This window comes from Paraburkholderia sediminicola, from assembly GCF_046030555.1.
Lineage (GTDB): Bacteria > Pseudomonadota > Gammaproteobacteria > Burkholderiales > Burkholderiaceae > Paraburkholderia > Paraburkholderia sediminicola_E.
This window is the reverse complement of sequence record NZ_JAQQCH010000001.1, coordinates 576321-603315: the sequence shown is the minus strand read 5'-3', so window position 1 is coordinate 603315 and position 26995 is coordinate 576321. Positions and strand designations below refer to the sequence as shown.

Annotated in this window: 21 protein-coding genes; 8 read left to right on the top strand and 13 right to left on the bottom strand. The window is 63.7% G+C overall.

The genetic code is table 11. From position 1 onward, the window contains the following. The first annotated feature begins 6 nt into the window (after positions 1-6). The 4 genes from PQQ52_RS02800 to PQQ52_RS02785 all read left to right on the top strand — a co-directional run bounded on the left by PQQ52_RS02800 (position 7) and on the right by PQQ52_RS02785 (position 5384). Positions 7-480 (top strand): tetratricopeptide repeat protein, encoded by a 474-nt coding sequence (locus PQQ52_RS02800; RefSeq protein ID WP_408206601.1) that lies wholly within the window; start codon positions 7-9, stop codon positions 478-480. Between the two features lie 64 nt (positions 481-544). Then, entirely contained in the window at positions 545-1951 is a 1407-nt protein-coding gene (locus PQQ52_RS02795) for an O-linked N-acetylglucosamine transferase, SPINDLY family protein (RefSeq protein ID WP_408206599.1), read from the top strand. 817 nt (positions 1952-2768) lie between these two features. Beyond that, positions 2769-3347 carry a glycine zipper family protein gene (locus tag PQQ52_RS02790; protein ID WP_408206793.1) on the top strand — a complete coding sequence of 193 codons (579 nt, stop codon included), beginning with the start codon at positions 2769-2771 and terminating at the stop codon, positions 3345-3347. Between the two features lie 291 nt (positions 3348-3638). Continuing rightward, entirely contained in the window at positions 3639-5384 is a 1746-nt protein-coding gene (locus tag PQQ52_RS02785) for a PQQ-binding-like beta-propeller repeat protein (RefSeq protein ID WP_408206597.1), read from the top strand. A gap of 259 nt (positions 5385-5643) precedes the next feature. Here PQQ52_RS02785 and PQQ52_RS02780 read toward each other — a convergent pair whose 3' ends face one another. Both PQQ52_RS02780 and clpP read right to left on the bottom strand, forming a co-directional pair. Then, positions 5644-7074: an NYN domain-containing protein gene (locus PQQ52_RS02780; protein ID WP_408206595.1), complete on the bottom strand. Its 1431-nt coding sequence runs from the start codon at positions 7072-7074 to the stop codon at positions 5644-5646. A 138-nt stretch (positions 7075-7212) separates the two neighbouring features. Further along, positions 7213-7860, bottom strand: coding sequence for an ATP-dependent Clp endopeptidase proteolytic subunit ClpP (gene clpP, locus PQQ52_RS02775; protein ID WP_408206593.1), 648 nt, complete (start codon positions 7858-7860; stop codon positions 7213-7215). Between the two features lie 208 nt (positions 7861-8068). Here clpP and PQQ52_RS02770 point away from each other — a divergent pair, with 208 nt between their 5' ends. Continuing rightward, positions 8069-9055: a sigma-70 family RNA polymerase sigma factor gene (locus tag PQQ52_RS02770; RefSeq protein ID WP_408206591.1), complete on the top strand. Its 987-nt coding sequence runs from the start codon at positions 8069-8071 to the stop codon at positions 9053-9055. On the opposite strand, the gene PQQ52_RS02765 is transcribed toward PQQ52_RS02770, so the two are convergent. From PQQ52_RS02765 to PQQ52_RS02755, 3 genes are all read right to left on the bottom strand, one after another. Continuing rightward, complete coding sequence (locus tag PQQ52_RS02765) at positions 9011-10285, bottom strand: EAL domain-containing protein (protein ID WP_408206791.1); 1275 nt, start codon at positions 10283-10285, stop codon at positions 9011-9013. The two genes, PQQ52_RS02770 and PQQ52_RS02765, sit on opposite strands and share 45 nt — an antisense overlap. 345 nt (positions 10286-10630) lie before the next feature. Continuing rightward, a complete protein-coding gene (gene mdtD, locus PQQ52_RS02760; protein WP_408206589.1) occupies positions 10631-12085 on the bottom strand; it encodes a multidrug transporter subunit MdtD in 1455 nt (484 codons plus the stop codon). A 95-nt stretch (positions 12086-12180) separates the two neighbouring features. Continuing rightward, the gene (locus PQQ52_RS02755; protein ID WP_408206588.1) at positions 12181-13608 is read right to left on the bottom strand and encodes an aminotransferase-like domain-containing protein; all 1428 of its coding nucleotides are present in this window, start codon (positions 13606-13608) and stop codon (positions 12181-12183) included. Between the two features lie 204 nt (positions 13609-13812). Here PQQ52_RS02755 and PQQ52_RS02750 point away from each other — a divergent pair, with 204 nt between their 5' ends. Continuing rightward, positions 13813-14118, top strand: a complete 306-nt coding sequence (locus PQQ52_RS02750; RefSeq protein ID WP_408206587.1) for a DUF2917 domain-containing protein — start codon at positions 13813-13815, stop codon at positions 14116-14118. Between the two features lie 13 nt (positions 14119-14131). On the opposite strand, the gene PQQ52_RS02745 is transcribed toward PQQ52_RS02750, so the two are convergent. Next, positions 14132-15370 (bottom strand): citrate/2-methylcitrate synthase, encoded by a 1239-nt coding sequence (locus PQQ52_RS02745; RefSeq protein WP_408206586.1) that lies wholly within the window; start codon positions 15368-15370, stop codon positions 14132-14134. 125 nt (positions 15371-15495) lie between these two features. On the opposite strand from PQQ52_RS02745, the gene PQQ52_RS02740 reads away from it, so the two are divergent. Continuing rightward, a complete protein-coding gene (locus PQQ52_RS02740) occupies positions 15496-16887 on the top strand; it encodes a CoA transferase (RefSeq protein ID WP_408206789.1) in 1392 nt (463 codons plus the stop codon). A 96-nt stretch (positions 16888-16983) separates the two neighbouring features. Here PQQ52_RS02740 and PQQ52_RS02735 read toward each other — a convergent pair whose 3' ends face one another. Then, the gene (locus PQQ52_RS02735; protein WP_408206584.1) at positions 16984-17730 is read right to left on the bottom strand and encodes a GntR family transcriptional regulator; all 747 of its coding nucleotides are present in this window, start codon (positions 17728-17730) and stop codon (positions 16984-16986) included. Positions 17731-17931: 201 nt separating this feature from the next. Here PQQ52_RS02735 and PQQ52_RS02730 point away from each other — a divergent pair, with 201 nt between their 5' ends. After that, entirely contained in the window at positions 17932-18777 is an 846-nt protein-coding gene (locus PQQ52_RS02730) for an aldo/keto reductase (RefSeq protein WP_408206583.1), read from the top strand. An 82-nt stretch (positions 18778-18859) separates the two neighbouring features. Here the strand turns inward: PQQ52_RS02730 and PQQ52_RS02725 are convergent, their stop codons facing one another. The 6 genes from PQQ52_RS02725 to PQQ52_RS02700 all read right to left on the bottom strand — a co-directional run bounded on the left by PQQ52_RS02725 (position 18860) and on the right by PQQ52_RS02700 (position 26960). After that, entirely contained in the window at positions 18860-19342 is a 483-nt protein-coding gene (locus tag PQQ52_RS02725) for a hypothetical protein (protein WP_408206581.1), read from the bottom strand. Between the two features lie 294 nt (positions 19343-19636). Beyond that, complete coding sequence (locus PQQ52_RS02720; RefSeq protein WP_408206579.1) at positions 19637-20377, bottom strand: hypothetical protein; 741 nt, start codon at positions 20375-20377, stop codon at positions 19637-19639. Between the two features lie 759 nt (positions 20378-21136). After that, positions 21137-23308: an ABC transporter ATP-binding protein gene (locus tag PQQ52_RS02715; RefSeq protein WP_408206577.1), complete on the bottom strand. Its 2172-nt coding sequence runs from the start codon at positions 23306-23308 to the stop codon at positions 21137-21139. Next, the gene (locus PQQ52_RS02710) at positions 23305-24183 is read right to left on the bottom strand and encodes an ABC transporter permease (protein WP_408206575.1); all 879 of its coding nucleotides are present in this window, start codon (positions 24181-24183) and stop codon (positions 23305-23307) included. The genes PQQ52_RS02715 and PQQ52_RS02710 overlap by 4 nt, the downstream gene beginning before the upstream one ends. Further along, positions 24180-25190: an ABC transporter permease gene (locus PQQ52_RS02705; protein ID WP_408206573.1), complete on the bottom strand. Its 1011-nt coding sequence runs from the start codon at positions 25188-25190 to the stop codon at positions 24180-24182. The genes PQQ52_RS02710 and PQQ52_RS02705 overlap by 4 nt, the downstream gene beginning before the upstream one ends. A gap of 105 nt (positions 25191-25295) precedes the next feature. Then, positions 25296-26960: an ABC transporter substrate-binding protein gene (locus PQQ52_RS02700; protein WP_408206571.1), complete on the bottom strand. Its 1665-nt coding sequence runs from the start codon at positions 26958-26960 to the stop codon at positions 25296-25298. Positions 26961-26995: the final 35 nt, after the last annotated feature.

Below are 26995 nucleotides of genomic sequence, written 5' to 3'. Positions count from 1 at the left end.
GGCAGGATGGAAACCACTCAGATTCTGGAGCGCGCGACGGCACATCACCTCGCGGGCGAGTTCGGCCATGCGCGCGAACTGTACGAACGTGCGCTCGCGATTGCCCCCGACGATGCGAACGTAATGTTCCGTCTCGGCGTGCTCGACATGCAAGGTGGCGCGTACGATGCCGCACTCGACTGGCTCGATCGGGCGCTAGCCCGCGCTCCCGATTACGCGCGATATCACTTCGTTCGCGGACAGGTGCTTGCCGCCGCCTGGCGTTTCACCGATGCGATCGACGCCTACCGGCGAGCCCTGGCCCTCGAAGCGGGGTCTGCCGACGTGCTGTTTGCACTGGCGTCAGCGTTGCAATCGGCTGTCGATTACCCCGCAGCAATCGACGCCTATACCTCGGTGCGGCCGGCCGTCTGGTCGAAGCCGCGGTGCTGCTCGAGGCGGCCGTGCGCGTGGCGCCCGACTCGCCTTGTTGCCTGGTGAATCTCGGCGTTGCGCTAAACCAGCGCGGCGAGTTTGTACGAGCACGCACAACAACCTCGGCAACGTGCTGAAGGACCAAGGATGTCTCGAAGACGGCATTGATTGCTATCGCCGGGCGCTCACGTGCGATCCCTGCAACGTCGTCGCGCACAGCAACCTGGCTTATGCATTGAGCTTCCAGGCAGAACATCCCCAGCCGCTGCTGGACGAATGCCGTCGATGGTCGGTGCGGCACGAAGCACCATATCGCGACGCGCATCGGCTGCATCCGAACGATGCGACACCCTCGCGCCGCTTGCGCATCGGTTATGTGTCGCCGGATTTCCGCGAACACTGCCAGACGCTGTTCACGCTGCCGCTGCTGTCGAACCATGACCACGAACAGTTTGAAGTCTTCTGTTATGCGAGCGTCGTCCGGCCGGATGACCTGACACGGCGCGTGGCCACTCATGCCGACGTATGGCGCGACGTGCGCGAACTCAACGACGAGCGGCTCGCACAGATGATCCGTGACGACCGGATCGACATTCTGATCGACCTGACCATGCACATGGCGGATGGACGTCCGCTGCTGTTTGCGCGCAAACCCGCGCCGGTGCAGATTGCATGGCTGGCCTATCCGGGGACGACCGGCATGGATGCGATCGACTACCGGGTGACCGACCCATGGCTCGACCCGATCGGCAGCGATGCGCGGTATAGCGAAGCTTCCGTCCGTCTGCCCGACTCTTTCTGGTGCTATGACCCGTTGAACAATACGCCGGCGGTCAATGCGTTGCCTGCGCTCTCCAACGGATATCCGACGTTCGGCTGTCTGAACAACCCGTGCAAGCTGAGCGACGCTACGTTCAGAATGTGGGGCGGCGTGATGCGTGAGGTGGAGGACGCCCGCCTGCTGCTGATGGCGCCGGACGGCCTGGCCCGCGCGCGTCTGCTCGAGCGGCTCGGACAACAGGGTATCGACGCCGGGCGAGTCTCGTTTGCGTCGTTCCGGCCACGCGCGGAATACCTGCGCACGTATCACCAGATTGACATTGGGCTCGATACGTTTCCGTACAACGGCCATACGACGAGTCTCGACTCGTATTGGATGGGGGTGCCGGTCGTCACGCGGCTCGGCGACACGGTGGTCGGGCGAGCGGGTCTGAGTCAGTCGGCGAACCTGGGTCTGCGTGAACTGGTGGCCGATAGTGACGCGCAGTTTGTCGAGACCGCCGTCCACCTGGTACGCGATCTGCCGCGCCTGAGTGAGATGCGTGGGAGCCTGCGCGCACGCCTCGCGACCTCGCCGTTGATGGACGGTGCGCGCTTCGCGCGTCATCTCGAAGCCGCCTACCGCGGCGTCTGGCTGCAGTGGTGTGAGCAGGCGCAACATGGCGCGCCTGGCGGATGCGACAGCGTGGTGGCCGCCGGTTCCGTCTATGGGCCGCGGCCGATGCCGCAAACCGTGGTGCCGACCTTTCGCCATTGAGCGCTGAAACGTCGCTCGTGCCGCCGCCCGCGCGGGCGCAGCTTCGTTCGTGCATCGGCGTTACCTTTACCTGCTTGCGCTGACGCGCGAACGACCGCCATCCGAGCCCAGTTTCAAGTGCAAGCTTTGTCACAGTTGGTAACTGCGAAGTCGACGGACCTTTGCGCCGCGCCGGTTCGGATCTTGCTCGCGTGCGATCAAGGCTGCGTTGACGCGGTCCCCGTCGTATCGGAATCCGTCGACGTCTGCCGATGCCGATGACCGCGCCCACCGCCTGCGGGCGCCACCGAACTCGCCGGCGCGGGCGGCGGCGGGTGATTGATGTATTGGAAATTTTGTGCAATCGAGGCGCTCGGAAAAGTCGTCGTCGAGGGCTCGATTACGGTGCTCGGGAGTGTCGTATTCGACTGCGCAAAGACGGGCGATATGCAGCCGACAGAAGCCGCCACGGCGAAAACAAATCGATTCATCGAGTGATCCTCTGTTGCATTAATGAGTGCCCCTGAGCCATGGCGAGCGCACGTTCAGCGGAGCCGCAGTACGACGCGGGGGAGCGCTTCAGCTAACCCGATCGCGTGGCCCTGGCGGCAGTCAGTTTAGGCCGCGAGGGGGTGAAATCAGATTGCCGCTTCGCTTACAAGCGTTACCCCATATAACGCATGAGGCTGGCGATCAGGGTTCCATTTCCGTGCGGTGCGGGACGGCGCGTGAGCCGCTGCGCAGATGTAAGCGAAAAACTTTCTGTAACGATCCTGTAACCAGGGACGGTGCCGTTTGGCCTAACGTTAGAATTCCAATGTCTCTAAAACGTACCAACATGATCTCCAGCACCAAGTCGATAAGCATCGCCATACCGGCCGCCGTCGTCGCGCTCGCGCTTGGCGGTTGTGCGGTGATGCCGCCAAGCGGCCCGAGTGTGGTCGCGCTGCCGCGCAGTGGCGAACCGCTTGGGCAGTTCCAGCAGGACGACTACGCATGCCGCGACTACGCTAACCGTTCGACGGACCCGAACGGAGCCGCGCAGGCTGCGACCACAAACAGCGTGAACAGCGCGGCGCTGGGCACGCTCGGCGGCGCTGCTGTCGGCGCACTGATCGGTGCGGCGGCGGGTAATGCCGGCGCGGGCGCGGCGATCGGCGCGGGCAGCGGACTGTTAATCGGCGGCGCGAACGGCGCGAATGGCGCGCAGTATTCCGCCGCAGGTCTGCAAGCACGTTATGACGCCTCTTACGCGCAGTGCATGACCTCGAAAGGCAATACGATTTCGCAGCCGCCGCAGCCCGCCTACTATGCGCCGCAGCCGGCTTATTACGCGCCGCAGCCGTACTACTATGCGCCGCCGCCGCGGTATGTCGCGCCGCCTCCGGTGATGTACGCCCCTTACCCGTATTACTGAGCTTGACCGGCAGCGTCGCTTCGCCGAAACGGCGCATTTGCGCCTGGTACCAGGCAAGCTTGTTGCTGTAAAGCTTTTGTCATATCTGGCGGAAAGGCACGAAACGATGGCGGCAAGCCGCCCGGCAAAGGGCGTACGTTCGGATCGATGGCTAGGGGCGCCGCCTGTCTGGCGGTTCAGCAGAGCCCGCAAAGTCCACTCCGCTCCTGCCGGCACGCGCCGTTTCTGACTCTGCCGCGCGACGTAGCACGACGTACGGAGTGGGTCCGACATCGTGCGAACGAGGCGACTATGCAGCGACCGCAAACCGGTACGTTCAATCCGAGCGTGTGGTCCCGTGTGTGCGGGTGGCTGGCGATTGCATTCGTCGTCGCCAGTTTCCTTTCTTGCGGCGGTGGCTCGGGTGGCGGATCGGGTACCGCTTCGGGTTCAGCGGCCGGCGGCGGCTCCACCAGCGGTGGCGGCGGCACGAGTGGCACCGGCTCCACCGGCGGCTCAACGGGTTCCGGCAGCACGCCTACGGGAACGACGGCCTACGCTACCGACGTGCTGATGCATCACAACGATCTCGCCCGCACTGGCCAGATGCTTGCCGAGACGACGCTGACGCTCGCGAACGTCAATTCAGCCAGTTTCGGCAAAGTCGCGTTTCTCGCCGCGGACGGCAAAGTGGATGCGCAGCCGCTGTTCGTGACCAGTCTGCCGATCGGCGGCGCATCGCATGATGTGGTTTACGTCGCGACCGAGCACGACAGCGTGTACGCCTATGACGCCACGACCTTCGCGCAATTGTGGAAGGTCTCGTTGACAGGCAGTGGCGAAACATCGAGCGACGACTTTAGCTGTCCGGATTTCACGCCGGAAATCGGTATTACGTCGACGCCGGTCATTGACCGCAATCGTGGCGCGAACGGCGTCCTGTACGCCGTGGCGATGACCAAAGACAGCAGCGGCACCTATCATCACCGTCTGCATGCGCTCGATCTGACTACCGGCGCGGAAGTGCTGGGCGGCCCGACCGAGATCGCCGCGACCTACCCGGGCAACGGCGCCGGCAGCGTCAACGGCGTGATTACCTTTAATCCTTCGCTGCATACGGAGCGCGCGGCACTCACGCTGGTCGGCGGCAACATTTATATGGGCTGGACCTCGCACTGCATGGCGGGCGCATACACCGGCTGGCTGATGGACTACAGCGCCGACACGCTCAAGCAGACCAGCGCGCTCAACATCACGCCGAACGGCAGCCAGGGATCGATCTGGATGGCGGGCTCGGGAATGGCGTCGGACGGCACCTCGATATACGTCGTGGACGGCAATGGCACGTTCGGCACCACGCTGAATGCGCAGGGCTTCCCGGTCGACGGTGACTTCGGTAATTCGTTGATGAAGCTGTCGTCGGGAAACCTGCAGGTCACCGATTACTTTGCTATGGATAACGTCGTGGCCGAGGCAAACGCCGACAACGACTTCGGCTCGGGCGGGGTGATGCTGTTGCCGGATCAGACGACCACGGGCGGTGTCGTCAAGCATCTGGCGGTGGCGGCGGGCAAGGACAACAACATCTATGTCGTCGATCGCGACTCGATGGGCAAATTCAGTCCGACGGCAAATAACATCTGGCAGGAGCTGAGCGGCACGCTCGCGGGTGGCATCTGGGGGTCGCCGGCTTACTACAACGGTGCGGTGTATTACGGCGGCTGGAACGACAACCTGAAGGCGCTGCCGGTCTCTGGTGCGTTTCTCGCGACCACCGCTTCGTCGAAGAGTCCAACCATGTTTGCCTATCCCGGCGCGACACCGGCCGTGTCGGCGAACGGCTCGGGCAATGGCATCGTCTGGGTGGCGGAAAACGGTACAACGGGTGCCCTGCATGCGTACGACGCAAGCAATCTTGCGAACGAGTTGTACAACAGCAATCAGGCCGGGACGCGCGATCAATGGGGCGCAGGTAACAAGTTCATCACGCCGATGATCGCGCGGGGCAAGGTGTATGTGGGTGCGACTAATGGCGTGGCGGTGTTTGGCTTGCGGTGAGTGCGGCAGCCGCAGTTTTAGCCGCAGCCATAGACAGCCGTCATGGGATGAAGTGAGCTGATATTGCTGATCGTGGAGCAGGCGCCATTGATCTGTTGGGGCGCGCTGTTGCCGTTGCAGTTTCAGCTCGATCGAAGCGCCGCGAATTGGAAATGGAAAAGCCCCTGTTCATGACGAACAGGGGCTTTTTGTTTGCAGCGGCGGAGCTTGTACTGCGGCGCCCACATTGCTTCAGTCCGCGTCACGCAATATGGGACGCTTACTCCGCGTCGCTCGTAGCGGCTGTCTTTCGCGGGCGCCGACTGCGAGGGGCCGTTTTGCGCGCTGCCTTTTTGGCGGCCACGGGCGCTTTTTCTTCGGCGGCAGACGCTGCCGGTGCTTCAGCAGGTGCCGCGATCTCCGGTACCTCATCGATCTTTCGCGCCGTTGCTTTCTTCGTTTTCTTCGCAGCTGTCTTGCGCGGTGCGCGTTCCTTGCGGCGCTTAGGTTGAGTGCCGCTCGCTTCCTGTGCTTCTTCGCCGGCTACCGCGACGGGTTCATCCGCAGAGGCCGCCGTTTCTACCCAAGCCGCTTCCGGCGTTTCGAAAACGAATTCGCGGGCCGATGACGAATGCGTGTGCACGGACTCTGCTTGAGCCTGCGCGAGGCCACTGTGCTCGACTGCCGCGCGTTCTTCGTGCACGGCTTCCTGCTGGCCACGACCGGGCTTGCGATTGCCACGGCCTCGGCGTCGCGACTCCTGCTTGCCACCCGACCCGGCAACCACTGTCTCGGTAACCTGTGCCTCAACCATCTGTTCTGCCGACTCGCCAGATTCGGCTGGATCATTCACGTTTTCGGCGCCCACATTCGCGGTCGTCCCCCGATAAACGTATGCGCCTGACTTCTCGTCGCGGCCGAATTCGAGCAGCCCACGCGCCTGGGCCTCTTCCAGCAGATTGCCGAATGCGCGAAAACCGTAGTACGTCTCGTTGAAATCTGGCTTGCGGCGCTTGATCGCGTTCTTCAGCACCGACGCCCAGATCTTGCCGCTGTCGCCACGTTCGGACGCGAGCGCGTCGAACGTTTGCACCGCGATTTCGACCGCTTTGGTGCGGCGTTTTTCGAGATCTTCCTTGTTGCGCGACTTTTCTTCGTCGGGCGCGCGTTTGGCCGTCTGCTGCGCGGCCTGTTGCGGGCGCGACGACTCGCGTTTGGTTACCGTGCGCTGACTTTCGCGTACGAGGTCATCGTAAAAAAAGAATTCGTCGCAGTTTGCGATCAGCAGATCGGAGGTGGATTGCTGCACGCCGACGCCGATCACCTGCTTGTTGTTCTCGCGCAGCTTCGACACCAGCGGCGAGAAGTCCGAGTCGCCACTGATGATGACGAAGGTATTGACGTGCGATTTCGTGTAGCAAAGGTCGAGCGCGTCGACCACGAGCCGGATGTCGGCCGAATTCTTGCCTGATTGGCGCACGTGCGGAATTTCGATCAACTCGAAATTGGCCTCGTGCATCGGGCCTTTGAAACTCTTGTAGCGGTCCCAGTCGCAATATGCCTTCTTCACGACAATGCTGCCCTTGAGCAGCAGACGTTCGAGCACCAGCTTGATGTCGAACTTGTCGTACTTCGCGTCGCGCACGCCGAGTGCAACGTTTTCGAAGTCGCAGAATAGCGCCATGCTGACGGTTTCGTTGGATGACGCCATGAATATCTCCATTGAAGCGATCGTCAAATTCGACGAATCGCGACCATGATAGCGATTCCTACGGAGGTGATCAGCTTTTGTGTTCCTGGCGCACCATTACGGAGGGCAAAAAAGCCGCCCGGGGTGAGGACTGCCGCGCTACATGTCGTGGTGGCGAACCGGGTCGCCAGGCGCCGCGCGTGTTTCCAGCACCTCGTCGACGAGGCCATACGCCTTGGCGCCGTGGGCTGACATGAAGTTGTCGCGGTCGGTGTCGCGGACGATCTCTTCGATGCTGCGCCCGGTCCGCTCGGCCATCATCGCGTTGAGGCGTTCGCGCTGGTAGAGCACTTCTCTCGCCTGGATTTCGACGTCGGCCGCGGTGCCCTGGCTGCCGCCCGACGGCTGGTGGATCATGATGCGCGCGTTCGGCAGCGCGTACCGCTTGCCGCGCTGGCCGGCGGTCAGCAAGAATGTCCCCATGCTGGCGGCAAAGCCGGTACACAAGGTCGACACCTCGGGCTTGATGAACTGCATCGTGTCGTAGATGGCGAGGCCGTCGTACACCGAGCCGCCCGGCGAATTGATGTAAAAAGAAATATCCTTGTCGGGATTCTCGGATTCCAGAAACAGCAATTGGGCGACGATCAGACTGGCCGATTGTTCGTTTACCGGGCCGACCAGGAAAACGATCCGCTCACGCAGCAGGCGCGAATAAATGTCGTAGGCGCGCTCGCCGCGGCCTGACTGTTCGATCACGGTGGGCACGAGGCCCAGGCCGACGACGGAGGGGTAGCTGGAATGCATGGTTGCCTCGTTTATGCGGTGTATTGCCGGTAGCCCGGTGACCGGTAGCGGTGACCGATTCGAACAATCGCGCACCCGTTGCGCGGCTTGTTGTCCGTATGACGAGAGGGCAGACGGTGGTGTGACAGGAATATTTTTTCGTCAGGCTGTCACATCGCCGCGGAGCCGGGCGTCAAGCTGAAAAGGATGCAGATCTGGAGGTTTACGCATGACGGAACAAGGAATCGACAAGGCATCCAGCTTCGAGGCCGTGCGCGCACGCCTGCTCGCGCTGGCGTACCGCATGCTCGGCAGCCGCGCCGAAGCGGAAGACGTGGTGCAGGACGTCTGGCTCAAATGGCACCTCGCCGGCACGCAAGAGGTGCAGACGCCGGCCGCCTGGCTCACCACGATCACCACGCGCGCGGCCATCGACCGGCTGCGTCATGTGCGGCGCGAACGGGCGTCACAGGCGGCCGGCTGGCTGCCGGAGCCCTGGCTCGACGAGGTAGCGCCATCGGCGGAGGAATTGGCCTTGCGCGCGGCGGAGATGTCGTACGGCGTGATGCTCCTGCTCGAGCGCCTGAAGCCGGATGAGCGGGCGGCATTCGTGCTGCATGAAGCTTTCGATTGCGACTACGCGGAGATTGCGAAAATCCTCGACCGTACGCCGGCCAGTTGCCGTCAGATCGTCCACCGGGCCAAGGCGCGTTTGCAGCGCGCGGGTGCGCCGCTGGAACGGCCTGATCCCGCCGCCCATGCGCGGATCGTAGAGGGCTTGCGCACAGCGCTGGAGGCGCAGGATCGGATTGGTTTGCTACGTCTCTTTAGCGACGCGCCTGAAGTTGTCAGCGACGTCGTTAGCGACGCGCCGGTGTGCACGCAGGAACTGGCGCCAGTGGCCTGGATGGAGACGGTGACCGCGCTTGCGCATCAGGCGAGCCACGCAGAGGTGGTGTCGGTCGAAGGCGCAATGTGTATTGCATTGCTTGTCGACGGCGAGGTTGTTGGGGTAATCGACGTGTCCACGCAAAGTCTTGCGGACGGTTCGGTGAAGATCGTCGCGTTGCGCGCCGTCACCAGCGCGCTGCGTTTGCAGGCAGCCAACCGCTTGCTGGGTCGCGCGGCCGTCATGAAGCTGCTCGCGCGGATTCAGCGGAACACCATAGCCTCAATTACGATGCGCAGCGACTTCCCAGTTGATGTCGACGCATAGCACCTGCGTGCCGTGCGGCGTATGCGCGGCGATCGAAGCTGTCACGCACAGGTGCGCTTCGTTGATCGAGAGGTAAGGCGGCGTGAGGTGCACCTGGCCGGGCAGGCGCATTGCCTGAATAAAGTACGGCCGGCGTTCCCAGCTCGCGCCTTCCGAATGCAGCAGTGGCCGGAAGCGCTTGGCGCGTTGCGAAGCACGTCCCGGCGGCAGTACGTTGTCGCCGATCTGCCGGCCCGAACCGTCGAGCACGAAGCAGCGCGCCGTTTCGCCGAGCATGAGCAGCGACGCGGTCGCCTGGGCCACCGATTCCCCGGCCACGAGTTGAGCAGCGGCCGTTTCCAGCGCCGTGACATAGGGAGCAAGCCGCGCGGACTGTGCGCGATCGCGCGTGGCAACCCGTTCGCGAAGCGCCGCGGAGAGCGAGTCCATCAAGCCGGCCGCCGCTTGCGGTTTCACCGGTTCGACGCTCGGGCCAGCGAAGAACGCGCCCTGCACGAAGTCGACGTTGCATTCGAGCGCGATCAGCGCATCGCGCTCGGTGCTCAGGCCACCCATCAGCACCAGTTGGCCAGATTCGTGCAGCAGCGAGACGAGGCCTGGCAGCACACGTTCGATATGCGAGTGCTCGCTCGCTTGCGCGAGGATGCAGCGGTCGAGCGTGACGATGTCCGGACGCAGATTCCACACGCGGTCGATGTTCGAATGCTTCGCGCCGAAGCCGTCCAGCGCGATCAGGAAACCGGATTTGCGCAACGCGTCGATGATATCTGCGAAGCGGGTGGTTTCACCGCCTGCCTGCTCGGACACTTCCAGTACCACCCGTTGCGGCGGCAGGCCCAGCGCCTTGAGGCCGGCGAGCAGGGCGTCGCCGTAACTGGTGTCCATCAGCGCTGCCGGGTGCAGGCTCAGGAAAAGCCACTCGTCGTGGCTGTCGAATGCATTGAAATTGCCGAGATGCAGCGATTCGGCGAGCCGCCCGAGTTCCAGCAGGTCGCCGCGCCGCGCCGCCTGCGTGAAGACCTCATGCGACGGCACCTGCAGCGCATGTTCGTCGTGTGCGCGCAGTGAAGCGTGATAACCGATCGCGCGCCGGTGCGACACCGAGAAAACCGGCTGGAACACACTGAAAACAGTGTAGCCGCCGTACAGAACGGTGCGCCGGGAGCCTTCGTCGCCGGCCATTGGGCGCGGCGGCTGGAAGCCGGGAGGATCGAGTTCGATCATGCTCATCATGTCAGTCGTGTGGAAGTGGCGGCGCGCCCGGCATGCTCGGCACGAGTTCGCACGCGCAAATTGTGAGTTTACAGGATAGTTGAGCAAGAACTATGCGCGAGCGGAAACACACCGTACGTGCGTGGCGACCGTGGTCAGTACGGCGATTGTGCGCCAGCGCGGGCGCGAAAGCGATGATTCGCACTTCTGTGGTGCGACGCGCGCCCCGTTGCGGGTCGGCAACGGGGCGCGGCGAGTAACGGTGAGCGGTGAGAATGATTGCGACAGTCACTGCGGGATGGCCGCCGGATGACCGCGGGGTGACGACGAATCACGGCACGCCACCGCCGCTCGACCCAAAACTCAGGTCCGCTCCGAAGGATCGGTCTTTTTGGCGGGCGTGCGGATGTCCGGCGACAGTTGCGCGAAGATCCACGACGAGCCCGCGGTGATGATGCCGACACACAGGAACGTCGCATGGAACGCGGGCAGCGAGTTGGCGGCGGTCACGCGCGGCAGGAGGCCGGTGAAGGTCGCGAGCAATGCACCGGCCACCGTCACGCCGAGACTCATCGACAGCATCTGCACCAACGAGAACAGGCTGTTGCCGCTGCTCGCGCCGCCGGTGCCGAGGTCCTTGAGCGTCAGCGTGTTCATCGCGGTGAACTGCACCGAGTTGACGCCGCCGAAGAACGCCAGTTGCACGAGCCTCAGCCACAGCGGTTGGCTGGCGGTGGTGAGCGCGAAGCTCGCCATGGTCAGCCCCACCAGCACCGTGTTGACGATCAGCACTTGCCGGTAGCTGTACTTGATGATCAGCGTCGTGACAAGGCGCTTGGCCGCCATGCCCGCGGCCGCTACCGGCAGCATCATCATGCCGGCTTCGAAGGCGCTATAGCCAAGACTTACCTGCAATAGCAGAGGGATCAGATAGGGCATCGCGCCGCTGCCAATCCGCGCGAACAGATTGCCGAGCAGGCCGACGCTGAACGTGTGGATCTTGAACAGGTCGAGCGGGAAGATCGGCGCGGGCTCGCGCACGGCGTGCAACCCATAGGCGACGAAGCAGGCGAGACTCAGAATCAGCAGCACCAACACCGTGGCGTGCTGAATACCAAACTCTGTGCGGCCGTCGAGCGCGAATGAAATCGCCACCATGCCGAAAATCAGCAGCAGATAGCCTTTCAGATCGAACTTGCCGGTGTGTTCGTTGCGGCTATCCGGCATGAAGATGAACGTGGCGATGCAACCCACAATCCCCACCGGCACATTGATCAGAAAGATCCAGTGCCACGATGCGATTTTCACGAGCCAGCCGCCGAGCGTCGGGCCGATTAGCGGCCCGATCAGCCCCGGGATTGCCACGAACGACAAGGCGGCCAGATAGCGTTCTGCCGGGAAGGTACGCAGCACCGCGAGCCGCCCAACTGGCAGCAGCATTGCCCCGCCAACACCTTGCATGATGCGGTAGATCACCAGCTGATTCAGGGTGCGCGCGTTGGCGCACAACAGCGAGCCGACAGCGAACACGAGGATCGCGCTGAAGAACACGCGCCGCGTGCCGAGCTTGTCGGCCAGCCAGCCCGACACCGGGATCATCACCGCCATCGTCAGCGAGTAGGCGATTACCACCGATTGCATGCGCAACGGCAACTCGCCAAGGCTCGTTGCCATCGCGGGGAGCGCGGTGTTGACGATGGTCGAGTCGAGCGTCTGCATGAAGAAGCCGGTGGCGACGAGCCACAGCATCACGGTGAGCGAACGGGGCGACCGGGCCGACGTGGCGGGGGAAGCGGGCAGGGGCGGCGGTGTGGACATGGAGGGCGGCTGAGCGCGCAGGGACGGGCTGGACTCGCTATTCTAGGGAAAAGCGGAGCCCGGCGCAGTGGATAAGCGCGAGGCGCGACGACAGGTCAAGCCGCTTTGGCCGAAGCAGGCAACGCCACGGCAGCGTGAAAAAATGCCTGCGCGCGCGGCTCGTTGCCGAACGCCACGTGAATTCTGATCCACGGGCTGACTGCCGTGTTCGGCCGGAAATAGCTGCCGGGAATGACCGTCACGCCGAGCGGCGCGGCGCATGCTACGAACCGTTCGGAGTTGTCGACGTGCGGTACACGTGCCCAGACGAACTTGCCGCCGACGGGTTTTTCGAACAGCTCCCAGCCGGCGTCTTCGAGTGTCTGGATGGTCGAGCCGAGCGCGTCGCGCATGCGGCGGCGCAGCCGCTCGAGGTATTTGCGGTACGCACCGCGTTCCAGCAGCGACACGGCGACTGCCTCGGCAAAACGCGAACCGCCGATGCTCGTCAGCATCTTGATGTCGACCAGATCCTTGATGATCGCGTGGCTGGCCACCACGCAGCCTATGCGCAGCGACGACGACAGCGTCTTCGACAGACCACCCACGTAGATCACGTGCTCGAGCTGGTCGAGGGTCGCGAGACGGTCGGTGACGTCACTCTGGAAGTCGGCGTAGATGTCGTCCTCGATGATCTTGAAGCCGTGTTCGCGCGCCAGTTGCAGCAGCCGGAACGCTACCGGCGGCGCGACCGTGGTGCCGGTCGGATTGTGGAACACCGTGTTGATGAACATCAGTTTCGGCCTGTGCAGTTGCAACTGCGCCTGCAACACATCGAGATCGGGACCGTTGCGGGTGCGCGGAATGCCGATCAGCTTCACGCCGTGCAGTTTCAGCAGACCGTACAGGTTGTAGTAGCCGGGGTCCTCGACGAACATCGTGTCGCCGGCTTTGAGCATGTAACGCATCAGCAGGTCGAGCGCCTGGCTTGCGCCGTTGGTAATCAAAATCTGCGAGGCGTCCGCCTTAATGCCCAACTGGCCGATGCGGCTTTGCAGATGTTCGCGCAAAGTCAGATTGCCGAGCGGGGTCGCGTAATCGACCATGCTTGCAGCGTCCGTGCGCGACACGTGGCGGATCGCCTGCGCGAGGCTATCCAGGTCGCGCCACGCGTCGGGAATGAAGCCGCTGCAGAGCTTGAGCGTCTCGCCCGGGTGGTTGAACTGCTGCAGAAGGTGTCCCGATTCGTCCTCGGCGCGGCGCGGGTCCGAGGTGCCCTGGCACTGCGTGCTGGCCGGCTGACGGTCGGAGACATAGAAGCCCGAGCCGTGGCGCGAGTCGACATAGCCGAGCGACACCAGGCGGTCATAAGCCTCGATCACGGGAAAACGGCTCACGCCGTAGTCGGCGGCGAACTGACGGATCGACGGCAGCTTTGCGCCCGGGTGAACCGTGCGCGACCGAATCCAGGCGGTGACGCTTGTAACGATCTGCTCGGTAAGCGGTACGGTGCTATCCCGATCGAGTTGAATTTCGAGTTTCATGCGGTTCTTTCCTCCAACGAAGACCCGGCGCGCCGAACCGCCTCGACGGTGCGCAGCGCACGCTTTCCTGGAGCGTGTTTACCCCAACTGTCCGGTTTTTTGACTGAACAGTTCCGATGGAAGTGTTCGGAACTGTGCATGGGTGTTCGATGATGGCACGTCAATAATCGATACAACAGGAAAGTTCTTCGAAGGAGAAAAGCGATGCGTGAAGTCCGGATTTTCGAAATGGAACATGACGAGCCTGCGGCGGCCTGGCGTGTCGCGCGTCCGTCGATCTTCAAGGTGGTCTCGGGCGAGATCTGGCTGACTGTCGAAGGCGACAACGCGGATCACTGGCTGGCAACGGGCCAATCGACCGAGTTGCCGCGCGGTACGGTGGCGTGGGTCAGTGCAGGGAAGGCCGGTGCGCGTTTCGCGCTGGCTAGCGGGTCAGAACGCGCGGCAACCCGGCCACTGCGCAGCTTGCCGGTGTTGAACTGGCTGCCGCGCTGGTTGGGTGTGGCGTAACCGCGCCCCAACCTCACCTATCCGCCTCATACTCCCCGATATAGCGCGCGCGTGGCCGGATCAACCGGCCGTCGCGCGTCTGTTCCATTGCGTGGGCGATCCAGCCGACCACCCGGCCGACCGCGAACAGCATGAATGCGGCGCCGCCCGGCAAGCCAAGTGCCCGTTCGATGGCTACGAGCGCAAAGTCGACGTTTGGCTCCGCACCGGTCGTGTCGCGCACCGCGCGCGCGAGCGCTTGCACTTCGCCTAGCGGTGAGCGGGCCGGCGCGCAGTCGGTGAGCATTTCAAGCAACAGACGCGCGCGCGGGTCGCCTTCCGGATATAGCGGATGGCCGAAGCCCGACAGCACCGGGCCATGTACGCCGTGTTCATGGCGCGCGAGCCGGTTCGCCAGATAGCGATCGAGATCGGGGGCGCGCGTCGCGTCATCAAGGAGCGCGGTGATCCGCACCGTCTCGCCACCGTGTCGCGGCCCGGCCAACGCGGCCAGACCACCCGCCACTGCGCCGAACAGGTGCGTCCCCGTCGATGTAATACAGCGAACCGTGAAGGTCGATGCATTCAGTTCATGATCCGCGCATGCCACCAGCGCCGCGCGCAGCAGCCCTGCCTGCTGGCGGTTGCGCACATTCCACGCTGAAGCCAACTGCTTGTGCAGCGGTTCGTTCGACGGCGCCGCCGAGATCATCGCGGCGGCCAACAGCCGCATGACGGCGCAGGCGGTATCGAGTTGGGCATCGCGACCGAGCGCCCACACCCGCGGCATTTGCGCCGCGGCGGCGGGCAGCAGCACGAGCGCGCGGTCGAGCGGTGTGCTGTCGCTCCAGAGCTTGAGCCATGCCGCCCACTGAGCGGCGGCGAACGGGACTGCCGGGGCATCGGCAATACGCCTCGTACTGCATTCCCACAACAACGCCGCGACATCTTCCAGTGATGCTGTACGCGCCAGCTCCATGGCGTCATGCCCGCGATACAGCAAGTGGCCATCGGCCACCAGCGTGATCGACGATTCGAGCACCGGCACGCCCCAGTCCAGCACCTTCTGCGCGACCTTGCCGGCACGCTTGCCGTCTTCCTTGCGCCGCGCGAGCCGCCGCACTTCGCCGGCGTCGTAGAGGCGATGCTTGCCTTGCCCATCCGGCGACGAGCTCAGCATGCCGCGGCTGACATACGCATACAGTGTGGGCAGGCTGATGCCGAGCGCGGCAGCGGCTTCGGCGGCGGTCAGGGAAGTGGAGGAGGGTTGCATGGAAACGCGTAGAAACCGAAGAAATCAATATATATTGATTATCATAATCAAGATTGATTGCGGCAAGGCGAAATTCTAGACTCGGTTCACTTTCTTCCCGCTCCGAGATGAACGACATGAACCCCATGACGCCTGAACTCGCTCTCAAACATATCTGGACAATCGCGGAATGCGACCCGACTGCACTAAGGTCCGTGTCGCTGGCGGGCACCGATCCGGGCTTGCCGTCGGTCTACCGGGTCGGCGCGTTGGCCTCGGCGACCATCGCCGCGACTGGCCTTGCGGCTGCCGAATACCAGCGCTTCCGCACGGGGCACCGGCAACACGTCACCGTGGAGATGCGGCGCGCGCTGGCCTCATTTCGCAGCGAGCGCTACCTGCGTATCGACGAGGGTCCGCCGCCTGCCTTGCGCGATCCGGTGATGGGTTTCTACGCGACGCGCGACGACCGCTGGATTCAACTGCACACGAACTTTCCGCATCATCTCGAAGGGGTGCTGAAGGTGCTTGGCTGCGCGAACGATCGCGCAGCGGTGGCCGAGGCGATTCGCGGCTGGGATGGCGACGCGCTTGATCAGACGCTCGCCGACGCTGGCCTCTGCGCCGCCTTGATTCGCACGCCCGACGAGTGGGCCGCGCTCGATCAGGCGAAGGCGATTGCGGCGCTGCCGCTGTTCGAGATCGAGCGCATCGGCGACGCGCCGGTTGAGCCGCCACGGCGTGGCGGCGCGGAGCGGCCGCTGGCAGGCGTGCGGGTGCTGGATCTGTCGCGCATCATCGCCGGGCCGGTGGCGGGCCGCGCGCTCGCGCAGCACGGCGCCGAGGTGCTGATGATCAACGGTCCGCATTTGCCGAACATCGCACCGCTGGTGATCGACAACGGGCGCGGCAAACGCTCGGCGGTTGTCGATTTGCGCGATGCCAGTGGGCGCGAAACGTTAAATGACCTTGTCCGTGGCGCTGATGTGTTTTTGCAGGCGTATCGGCCGGGGGCGCTGACCGCACGTGGGTTTGGTCCCGAGGAACTGGCGCAGGTGCGGCCGGGGATCGTCTATGTCTCGGTTTGTGCTTATGGGCACACGGGACCTTGGGCCGGGCGGCGCGGCTTCGATAGCCTGGTGCAGTCCGCGAGTGGGATTGCTTTTACCGAGCGCGAGGCAGCGGGATGGGATGAGCCGAAGCATTTACCTTGTCAGGCGCTGGATCACGCCACGGGGTATCTGGCCGCTTTCGGCGCGATGGCCGCATTGGCGCGGCGGGCCACCGAAGGTGGGAGCTGGCACGTGAAGGTGTCACTTGCGCAGACCGGGCGGTGGTTGCAGTCGTTTGGATTGCTTCCCGACGGCTGGAAGGCGCCCGATGTTTCCATTGACGACGTGCAGGATTGCCTGACGACTGTTCAATCCGAGTTCGGGCGTGTTCTCGGCGTTCTGCCGGCTGAGCGTCTGGATGAGACGCCTGCTTATTTTGCTTTGCCGCCGGCCCGGATCGGGGCACACGAGGCGAAGTGGAACTGAAGATTGATTGCCCGCCGGGCGTCTGGTTGCTTGCGTCCCGCGCCTGGTCGCGGGTACAGATGCCGGCGCGGCGGAAAGTGCCGCGCGGATAGAAAACTACTTTCTCAACTCCGCCACAAAATCATAGTAATCGTTCCGGCAGTAGGTATCGGTCAGCTCGATCGCCCGCTGATCCGCCGTATACCCGACGCGAGTGATCAGCAACAGCGCGTCGTTCCGGGCAATGCTCATCTGCTGCGCGATCTCGTCATTCGCGTTCACCGCGCGAAAATGCTGCAGCGCGCGCACAATCGTCAGTCCGCGATGTTCCAGGTACGTGTACAACGAATCGCCAATTGCCTGAGGATCGGGAATCACCGCGGCAGGGAAGGTGGAGTTCTCCACGGCCATCACGATGCCGTCGGCAAGGCGCAGGCGCCGCAGCCTGGTCACGGCGGCCGCCGGCGACAAGCCCAGTTGAATCACCTCATCGCGGTTAGCCGGCGAAATTTCTCGCGACAGCCATTTCGAACTCGGCGTAAAACCGCGTCGCCGCAACATTTCACTGAAACTCGACAGACGCGACAGCGGATCTTCATAGCGCGGCGTGATGAAGCTGCCCGCGCCCTGGGTGCGGCGGATCAATCCCTGTTCGACCAGTAGGGCAATGGCTTTGCGCGAGGTGATCCGCGATACGCCGAGCGCTTCGGATAGCACGCGCTCGGAGGGCAGCGCCTCGCCGGCGTTCCAACGGTTTTCGTGAATCGCAGTGCCGAGCTTGCGAGCGAGTTGCAGGTATAGCGGCGTGTCATTTTCCGGGTCCGGGCGCAGGTCGCGCCAGCGGTCTTCCGAGGCAGAGGTCATGGGGCTCACGCAAGAAGGGCAAGCGGCAATTCTAAGACATCGGCGCGATCCGTTATAGCGGGCTTTTGCCGGATGGCCGATCCGACGCCTGTGCAACCGCTAAACTCGTCCCTATGATTTCCGTAGCCTGCGCCGCCACATCGACGTATGCGCATGGTCAGACGTGCGTTTCAATCCGTTTAGCCACTTCGAGGACAAAGCATGACGACCGATATCGCAAGCGTGAGCCTGCCCGATGGCGAGCGCATTCCGAAACTGGGGCAGGGCACCTGGGAGATGGGCGAACAGCCGGCGCGCCGCGGTTCGGAAATCGCCGCGCTGCGCTGCGGCATCGAACTGGGCATGACGCTGATCGACACGGCGGAAATGTACGGCGACGGCGCCACTGAATCGCTCGTGGGTGAGGCGCTGGCGGGGCTGCGCGATCAGGTCTTTCTCGTCAGCAAGGTCTATCCGCATAACGCTAGCCGGCGCGGCGTGATCGCGGCTTGCGAGCAGAGCCTCAAGCGCCTGAAAACGGATCGGCTCGATCTGTATCTGCTGCACTGGCGCGGTTCGGTGCCGCTCGCGGAAACCGTCGAGGCGTTCGAGGCATTACGCAGCGCGGGCAAGATTCGCCACTGGGGTGTCAGCAACTTCGATACCGACGATATGGAAGAACTCGTTGCCACGCCGGGTGGCGAGGCATGCGCGACCAATCAGATTCTCTACAACGTCGCACGCCGTGGTGCGGAATTCGACCTGCTGCCGTGGCTCGCCGCGCGCAAGATGCCGGCGATGGCATACAGCCCGGTCGATCACGCGCGTCTGCCGAAGCGCTCACCGCTCGACGACATCGCCGACGCGCGCGGCATTTCGGTGTTTCAGGTGGCGCTGGCGTGGGTGTTGCAAAGGCCCGGCGTGTTCGCGATTCCGAAGGCGGGCCGCGTCGAGCATGTGCGCGACAACCATCGGGCATCGCAACTGGAGCTCGGCACTCGTGAGCTTGCTGCCATCGATACTTATTTCAAACCGCCACGCAGCAAGCGGCCACTCGAAATGCTGTGAACGGCGTGGCGGCAGTTAGCGAATGGCAGCCGGCGGTGCGGTCGGCGTACCTACGCGGCGGCGGCTCGCTGCTTCGGCATGATTAATTGCAACCGTGGTGCATGTGCACGGAACCCAGAACGGCGACTTCAGCGGGCGTGTGCTTGAGCGAATCTTCGCTGACCTGAGCGGCGTCGGCGACGAATTCGTCGACGATCGACGACACCTGCGTATTGCGCAAACACAGCGAGACCCGTTGCGTTTCGTTGGGCGGCAGCGACGCGCGCTGACCGAGGAACAGCACACCGTACTGATAGCCGTGGATGATGCCGCGGATCGCGCCGACGCATTGACCTTGCGCGACGTTGTCGTTTTTCCGTTTGCAGGTTTGCGCGAGTGAATAGGCCGAAAAGGTGGGATCGACCGGCGGGGCGGCTTGCGACAGGGTCTGTTGCTCCGGCTGGGCCGACGTAGCCGATGTTTGCGCCGGGGTTTGCGCATGAGCGAGCGATGCGAGGCCCAGCGCGGTGACCATCAGCAGACCAGCGGCCGTGCGCGCCATGGCGTGGGGGACGTTTCGTTGCATATTGTGATGCCCTCATATCGAACGTTGAATCTGATATGAGGCAATCGCTTCGGTTTGGTTCCGGTGACACACACGCAATCGATTATTCTGCTTTTAAAGGCGTGCAAGAGCCGCTTGTCAGCGGTTCGCGGCGGTGCGGGCCGTTTTGCCGGACCGCCTGCGGGTGCTGACTACACCGGCCGGCCTCGGGCGGTGACGCTCGACCGGGGGATCGAGACATCACCGCCGATGCCGGCGGACTGCGAACGGGATACAGGAGTATGTCGTTAGCGACGGGTAGGGCGCGGGGGCCCCCTACCCGGGAAGCAGGCGACTGCTAGTGCCCATTCCCTCCGCCATTGCCATTACCACCGTTACCGCCGCTACCCTTGCCTCCGTGACCGCCGCCGAAGCCTCCGCCAAAGCCGCCGCCGAACCCGCCACCGAAGCCTCCACCAAAACCACCGCCAAAGCCACCGCCGCTACCAGGGCCGCCTCCTTTTCCACTGCCAGGGCCGCCGCTCGAGCTACCGCAACCGCAGCCGCTGCTCCCGCTGCTCCCGCTGCTGCCGCTGCTTCCACTACTGCCGCTGCTTCCGCTACTGCCGCTGCTTCCACTGCTTCCACTGCTGCCACTGCTGCCACTGCTTCCGCTGCTTCCGCTGCTTCCGCTGCTTCCGCTGCTGCCACTGCTGCCGCTGCTCCCACTGCTCCCACTGCTCCCACTGCTCCCACTGCTCCCACTGCTGCCGCTGCTTCCACTACTGCCGCTACTTCCGCTGCTTCCACTACTTCCGCTGCTTCCACTACTTCCGCTGCTTCCACTACTGCCGCTGCTTCCACTGCTTCCACTGCTTCCGCTGCTGCCACTACTGCCGCTGCTTCCACTACTGCCACTGCTTCCACTGCTTCCACTGCTTCCACCGCCACTGCTACCGCCACCATTGCCATTGCCATTGCCACCGCCGTTGCCCGAGGCGCCAGCTCCACCGGCACCATTGCCGCCCGAACCCGCGGCACTGCTGCCCGCGCCGTTGGCGCCGCTGCCACCGCCATGCCGTGCGCAGCCCCCGACAATGCTGTTGGTGCAATCGTGCGGCTGGAACACCAGGGCCGCGTCGTCGGCAGCGGTCGGTTCGCCCGACGCTGTGCCTGTGGCCGCCGCACCTGTTGCCGAACCGTCGTCCTGCGCGCCTTGCGTCGCGCCATGCGCGCCGCTTGCGGGCAATGGCGCATCGGCAAGCACGATCCACTTGGGGATCACATCGGTTGATGCCGGGTACGCGACCTGGGTCACCAGCAAAATCACGCCTGCTACCGCTGCCGCATTCCGTATAACCCCGAAGTAGTACTGATTGAATCTTCTGGTTTTCATCACGTCTCTCCCGAGAGAACGCCGACGCCTCGCTGTCGCCATCTCTCACACTGATTCGCTGGCGGCGGGCCTGTCTGAACGCGGGCCTCGTCGCCCCCCGAGTCTGTTTTGCGGATGCAAGTCAAGCACCATCAATGTCTTCCGGGTTCCGTAGCCGGTGCGCTGACAAACGCCTACGTGCGCTTCAGCAGATACCGTCCGGCGCGCTTCGTAACGTATCGCTTCTTGCTACGGCGATTCGCACAAGCGGCGCTTCCGATTCTCTTTCCCGATCTCTTTGGCCTGGAGTGTCTGGACAGTACTTAGCGATATCCATGCCATTGCCCGCAAAGCCTTGCGGTGACAGGCGTCGAATAGGGGTGTGCGATGCCCGGGAGGCAAAAACGCGCAAAAACGTTTCGGCGATGAAACGCGTGGCCGGAAAGCCGCGTTATTGCGCGTTATTCGTTACGCGCGGCGTTTTCCGGCGCGCTTTCCGAGCCGTTACGGGAGGCGTCGCCGCCGTTATCGTGCGAGGCGGCTTGCAGCGCGCGCAGTTCGTCGACGGGAATATGGCAGCGGATGCGATGCGTGGACGGCCGGGCAGGATCGCCACCGCCGGCTTCGAGGAAGGGTGGATCTTGCTGCTCGCAGATTGCGCCGAGCTTGCGCGGGCAGCGTGTATGGAACACGCAGCCGGACGGCGGTGATGCCGCGCTCGGCAGATCGCCGGACAGCCGTATGCGGGCCTTGCTGTCGTGGGCATCGAGCGTCGGCACCGAAGACAGAAGCGCTTCGGTGTAGGGATGGTGCGGTCCGCCGAAGACCGCGGCTGCCGGTCCGATCTCCAGCAGCCGGCCGAGGTACAGCACGGCGATGCGGTCCGACAGATAGCGCACTACGTGCAGATCGTGCGAGATAAACACGTAGCTCACGCCGCGTTCGCGCTGCAGATCGGCGAGCAGATTGAGGATCGCGGCCTGCACGGAGACGTCGAGCGCGGACGTGGGTTCGTCGCAGACCACCACGCGCGGCTCACCGGCAAACGCGCGCGCGATCGCCACGCGCTGCTTGAGTCCGCCGGACAATTGACGCGTGCGCGAGCCGAGATAGCGCTCGGGCAAGCGCACCGCCGCCGTCAAGGCGGCGAGCCGTTCGTCGATGGCGGCGCCACGCAGCGCGGTGAGACGCGACAGCGCACGGCCGATCAGCCGCTTCACCGAATGCGCGCGATTGAGCGCCGAGTCCGGATTCTGGAACACGATCTGCAGCGACTTGACCTGCTCGTCGTTGCGCCGCGTGACGCGCGCGGCGAGTGGCGTGCCGTCGAGTTCGAGCACACTGCCCGCGTCCGGTGTGAGCAGGCCGAGCATCAGTTTCGCGAGCGTCGTCTTGCCGCTGCCGGATTCGCCGACAAGGCCGAGCGTTTCGCCACTCGCGAGATCGATCGAAACGTCGTCGACTGCGCGCAGCGGAGCCCCGGAAACATGGAATGTCTTCGAGAGTTTTTCCGCGCGCAGCACGAGAGCAGGACGCTCGCCGTTACGCGCCACGTCCTCATGCTGGGGCAATATTTCCGCGGCCGCACGCGGCAGGTCGATGGCGCGTTCGTGATAATGGCAGCGCGACATTTGATCGCCATGCGCGGCGCTCACGCGATACGGCGGCGGTGCTTCACGGTGGCAGCGATCGTCGGCGAGGCGGCAACGGTCCGCGTAAATGCAGCCCTGTGTGACCGAGCCCGGCAAGGGCAGATGGCCCGCGATGGTATCGAGCCGCTCGGTGTCCTTGCTGCGTCCCGCGCTTGGCAGGCAGCGCAGCAATCCAACCGTATAGGGATGACGTGGCCGCGCGAACACGTCCTGGGTTGCGCCTTCCTCGACCAGCTTGCCTGCATACAGCACGCCGACGCGCTCGCACATTCGCCCGATCACCGCGAGGTTGTGGCTGATGAACAGCACGGCCGTGCCGAGCTCTTCGCGCAGTTGCGCCACGAGATCGAGGACTTCGGCTTCGACGGTGGCATCGAGCCCGGTGGTCGGCTCGTCGAGAATCAGCAAGGCCGGGTTCGAGGCAAGCGCCATCGCGATCACCACGCGCTGCTGCATGCCGCCCGACAATTGATGCGGGTAGCTGTCCATCACGCGTTCGGGCGAGGCGATGCGCACACGTTGCAGTATCTCGATCGTGCGCTGCGTCGCTTCGTCACGCGAGACACCGGCTGCTTCGAATGCTTCCGTGACTTGCCGCGCGATCGTTAGCGACGGATTTAACGCCCGCCCCGGATCCTGATAGACCATCGAAATCGCGTTCGCGCGCATCGTGCGCAGCGCGTCGGCGTCGAGCTTCTGCACGTCCTGGCCGGCGATGATGATCTTGCCGGCCTTCACTTTGCCGTTGCGCGGCAGATAGCGCAACGCCGCCATCGCGACCGTCGATTTACCACACCCGGATTCGCCGACGAGGCCATACGCTTCGCCCCGCCGCACGCGAAACGAGACGTCCTGCAGCACTTCACGATCGCGTCCACGCATCCGGTACGTCACCGTCAGGCCGACGACGGTCAGCGCATCCGTGCGATCGCTCTTCGATACGTCGAAGGCGGGGAACGAGGCGGGAGGCGGCCCGTTCATCGGTCGAGCACTCCTTGCACGCTATCGGCGATCAGATTCACGCCGACCACGAGCGAGGCGATGGCGCCGGCCGCGAACACAACAGTCCACCACGCACCGCCCGCCATCAGCGTGTACGACTCGGAGAGCGCGAGCCCCCAGTCGGCGGAAGGCGGCTGAATGCCGAAGCCGAGAAAAGACAGTGTCGCAACCGCAAAAATGGCATACCCGAGACGCACGGTGGCCTCGACGATGATGGGCGGCAGCACGTTCGGCAGAATCTCCGCGAACATGATGTACGGGGCGCGTTCGCCGCGCAGTTGCGCAGCGGCGACGTAGTCCAGATGCCGTTCTGCAAACACGGCGGCGCGTACCGTACGCGCGGTGATCGGCGTGAAGGTGATGCCGATCACGAGGATCACGGTGAAATTCGATGCACCGACCGCGGCCAGCGCGAGCAACGCGACGATCACGAGCGGCAGCGCGAGCACGGCGTCGATCGCGCGGCCCACTACGTTGTCGACCCAGCCTTCGAAGTAGCCGACGATCAATCCCAGCGTCGTACCCGCGAGCGTGCCGAGCAGGGTCGCCAAAGGCGCAATGGTCAGAATGTCGCGCGCGCCGACGATGACCCGGGAGAACACGTCACGGCCAAGCTGATCGGTGCCGAACCAATGGGTGCTGTCGGGCGGCATGAGCGAGTTGAGCGGATCGGATGCGTACGGGTCGATCCGCACGATCCATGGCCCGGCGATTGCGCAGACGATCCACCATCCAACGATCAACACGCCGACCACAAACGTGGGCGAGCGCAGCAGCACACGCAACTGGTCGAAGCGTGGTTCAGCAGCCCGGCGTGGAGCGGGCGGCGCGGTCGGCGGAACGATGGTGCTCATTCGGCGCTCCTCACCCGCAGCCGCGGATTGAGCAGGACATGCAGCGCATCGGCGACGAGATTGGCGACGGTGTAGACCACGCCGATCGTCAGCACACCCGCTTCGAGCATCGGAAAATCCTTGGCCTTGGCGGCGTTGTAGATCAACGAGCCGATACCTTGATAGTGGAACAGCGTCTCGACCACCACGAGACCGCCGATCATGTAGCCGAGCTGCGTCGCGGCGACGGTGATGGTCGGCAACAGCGCATTGCGCAATACGTGTCGCCAGATCACGGTGCGGCGCGGCAAGCCTTTGAGGATCGCAGTGCGGGTGTAGTCGGCATCGAGCGCTTCAACGGTGCCCGCGCGCGCCATCCGCGCGATATAGCCGAAAAACACCAGTACCAATGGCAGCACCGGCAGAATCAGATGCCGCAACTGTTCGAGTGCGCTCGCTTCGGGCGGATACGAGGCTTCGATCGGCAGCCACCTGAGCCACACGCCGAACACCAGAATCAGCACGATCGACGAGACGAACTCCGGCACGACGGTCGCCGACAGGCCGGCGATGCTGATGGTCCGATCTAGCCAGCGTCCCGCGTGCATGGCCGACCACACACCGCCCGCAATGCCGAGCGGCACGACGACGATAAACGCGAGCAGGCCGAGTTTGGCCGAATGCGCCAACGCTTCCGCGATAAACGGCCCGACCGGTTCACGGTACGCATAGGAGAGCCCCATGTCGCCGCGCACGAAATGCGAAATCCACTCGACGTATTGCGTCATGAGCGGCCGGTCCGCGCCGAGTTGATGATTGAGCGCGGCGACCGCGCGCGCATCGGCGAGCGGCCCGAGTACCGCGCGGCCGATATCGCCAGGCAGCAACTGTCCGCCCGCGAACACGATCACCGAGAGCAGCCACAGCGTAATCAACGACAAACCGATCCGCGTCGCCAGAAAACGCACGACGCGACCCGCGTTGCCGTTTGAGACCGGCGAAGCGGAAGGGCTCACCGTGGTCGACATTGCGATCTCCTGCCGAAGAAGCGCCGTGCGCTCATGCGTTCAACGGCTTCTGCATTCACGGGTTTTGTGTTCACAGCGTTTGCGTTCACGGCTTTTGCGTTCAGATTACGCGCTCAACACCGCGCGGTCGAAATAGAGTTGGGCGAGCGCGGTGAAGCGCACGCCATTCACGCCCTTGCGCATGGCGATCAGTTGATCGTAAAAGAACGGGATGATTACCGGTGTTTCGTCGAGCAGCAGCGTCTGGATTTGTCCGGAGATTTTCTTCTGTGTGCCCAGATCGATTGCCGCGACGAACTGGGCGACCAGCTGATCGTATTGCGGGTTCTTGAAGTGCGCGGCATTCCACGTGCCGGTGCTGGTAAGCGGCGCGTTCAGAAACACGTTCGGTACGCCGCGATGGCCGTAATCGGTGATGCCGAGCGGCGAGTCGAGCCAATCCGATTTGCCCGGCGTGCCCGCACCGTAGTACAGCGACTGGCTTTCCACTTTCAGATTGATGCGCACGCCGATCGCCTTTGCCGCGTTCTGCACGACTACCGCGAGATCGGGAATCTCCATGTATTTCTCGGTGGTCAGCGTGACGTCGAAACCGTTCGGCACGCCTGCTTGCGCAAGCAGTTGCTTCGCTTTCGCGAGGTCGATCTTTCGTTGTGCGATGCCTGCATCGGAAGACGGAAACACCGGTGCGAACGGACTGTCGTTGCCGAGTTGCGCGCGGCCCTTGAACAGGCCACGCACGAGGATGTCGCGATCGAGCGACAACGCCATCGCCTGACGCACGCGCTTGTCCTTGAACAGCGGGTTGTCGTTGCGCATATGAATCTGGCGATGCGCGCTCGACTTCACGCCGACTGCCTTGTAGTCCGGATTGTTTAGAATACCGGCGCCGCCCTGCACGGTGAAGGTGCCCATCACGTCGGCCTGATGGCCTTGCAGCGCGAGCAATTGCGCCTGTTCGTCCGCGTAGAAAGAGAACTGTACGCGTTGGGGTAATGCTTTGTCGCCCCAGTAATCTGGATTGCGCACGAACGATGCGCCGACCTTTGCCTGATACTTTTCGAGCTTGAACGGCCCCGTGCCGATGAAGCTCTTTTCATAACCACCCGCATAGTTCGCGGGCAGGATCACGGCGTTGTAATTGTCCGAGGAAACGTAGTACGGGAAATTGCCGTTCGGTGCGTCGAGATGGAAGGCGACCGTATGCTCGTCGACCACCTTCGCACCGCCTTTCGACAACACGCCCTTGAGCACCGAGAGCGCTGCCGAACCGCTCGCCGGATCGGCGAGGCGATCGAAGGTGGCGACAACGTCTTTGGCGGTAAACGCCTGGCCGTCGTGGAATTTAACGTTCGGCCGCAGCTTGAAGGTCCACACGTCACCCTTGTCGTTCGGCTTCCAGGACAAGGCGAGTGCCGGCTTCAGCACGAGCTTTTCGCCGTCGTCGTCGATCAGGAATTCGCCCGTCTGGTTCAGCAGCGCGAGGCTTGCGGCATCGGTTACGGTGAGCGGATCTACCGCGCCGGCCGGCGTCAGATGGGCCACGCGGATCGTCTGGTTAGACGGACTCGGCGCGCCTTGTGCACGTGCTCGCGGCGCATTCAGAACACCGCCGCCAACCAGCGACAAACCGATCACGCTGGCATAGCGCAGCAGATCGCGGCGCGTGATGCGGCCGGCGATGAATTCGTCAATGGCGTGATTGCCGTAGGCGTCGGCCGTGCGGCGGGCCAGGTCGAGTTCGAAAAATCGGTCCGCGGGAGTCTTCATTGATGGAGTGTCCAGTCCGTTCTGCTGTCGGTTCT

Coding starts and splice junctions, on each gene's coding strand:
- PQQ52_RS02800 (WP_408206601.1), top strand. CDS start 7: ATGGAAACCACTCAGATTCTGGAGCGCGCGACGGCACATCACCTCGCG.
- PQQ52_RS02710 (WP_408206575.1), bottom strand. CDS start 24,183: ATGAGCACCATCGTTCCGCCGACCGCGCCGCCCGCTCCACGCCGGGCT.
- PQQ52_RS02755 (WP_408206588.1), bottom strand. CDS start 13,608: ATGAAACTCGAAATTCAACTCGATCGGGATAGCACCGTACCGCTTACC.
- PQQ52_RS02705 (WP_408206573.1), bottom strand. CDS start 25,190: ATGTCGACCACGGTGAGCCCTTCCGCTTCGCCGGTCTCAAACGGCAAC.
- PQQ52_RS02790 (WP_408206793.1), top strand. CDS start 2,769: ATGATCTCCAGCACCAAGTCGATAAGCATCGCCATACCGGCCGCCGTC.
- PQQ52_RS02770 (WP_408206591.1), top strand. CDS start 8,069: ATGACGGAACAAGGAATCGACAAGGCATCCAGCTTCGAGGCCGTGCGC.
- PQQ52_RS02735 (WP_408206584.1), bottom strand. CDS start 17,730: ATGACCTCTGCCTCGGAAGACCGCTGGCGCGACCTGCGCCCGGACCCG.
- PQQ52_RS02745 (WP_408206586.1), bottom strand. CDS start 15,370: ATGCAACCCTCCTCCACTTCCCTGACCGCCGCCGAAGCCGCTGCCGCG.
- PQQ52_RS02785 (WP_408206597.1), top strand. CDS start 3,639: ATGCAGCGACCGCAAACCGGTACGTTCAATCCGAGCGTGTGGTCCCGT.
- PQQ52_RS02780 (WP_408206595.1), bottom strand. CDS start 7,074: ATGGCGTCATCCAACGAAACCGTCAGCATGGCGCTATTCTGCGACTTC.
- clpP (WP_408206593.1), bottom strand. CDS start 7,860: ATGCATTCCAGCTACCCCTCCGTCGTCGGCCTGGGCCTCGTGCCCACC.
- PQQ52_RS02725 (WP_408206581.1), bottom strand. CDS start 19,342: ATGCAACGAAACGTCCCCCACGCCATGGCGCGCACGGCCGCTGGTCTG.
- PQQ52_RS02750 (WP_408206587.1), top strand. CDS start 13,813: ATGCGTGAAGTCCGGATTTTCGAAATGGAACATGACGAGCCTGCGGCG.
- PQQ52_RS02700 (WP_408206571.1), bottom strand. CDS start 26,960: ATGAAGACTCCCGCGGACCGATTTTTCGAACTCGACCTGGCCCGCCGC.
- PQQ52_RS02715 (WP_408206577.1), bottom strand. CDS start 23,308: ATGAACGGGCCGCCTCCCGCCTCGTTCCCCGCCTTCGACGTATCGAAG.
- mdtD (WP_408206589.1), bottom strand. CDS start 12,085: ATGTCCACACCGCCGCCCCTGCCCGCTTCCCCCGCCACGTCGGCCCGG.
- PQQ52_RS02720 (WP_408206579.1), bottom strand. CDS start 20,377: ATGGCGGTGGCAGCGGCGCCAACGGCGCGGGCAGCAGTGCCGCGGGTT.
- PQQ52_RS02730 (WP_408206583.1), top strand. CDS start 17,932: ATGACGACCGATATCGCAAGCGTGAGCCTGCCCGATGGCGAGCGCATT.
- PQQ52_RS02740 (WP_408206789.1), top strand. CDS start 15,496: ATGACGCCTGAACTCGCTCTCAAACATATCTGGACAATCGCGGAATGC.
- PQQ52_RS02765 (WP_408206791.1), bottom strand. CDS start 10,285: ATGAGCATGATCGAACTCGATCCTCCCGGCTTCCAGCCGCCGCGCCCA.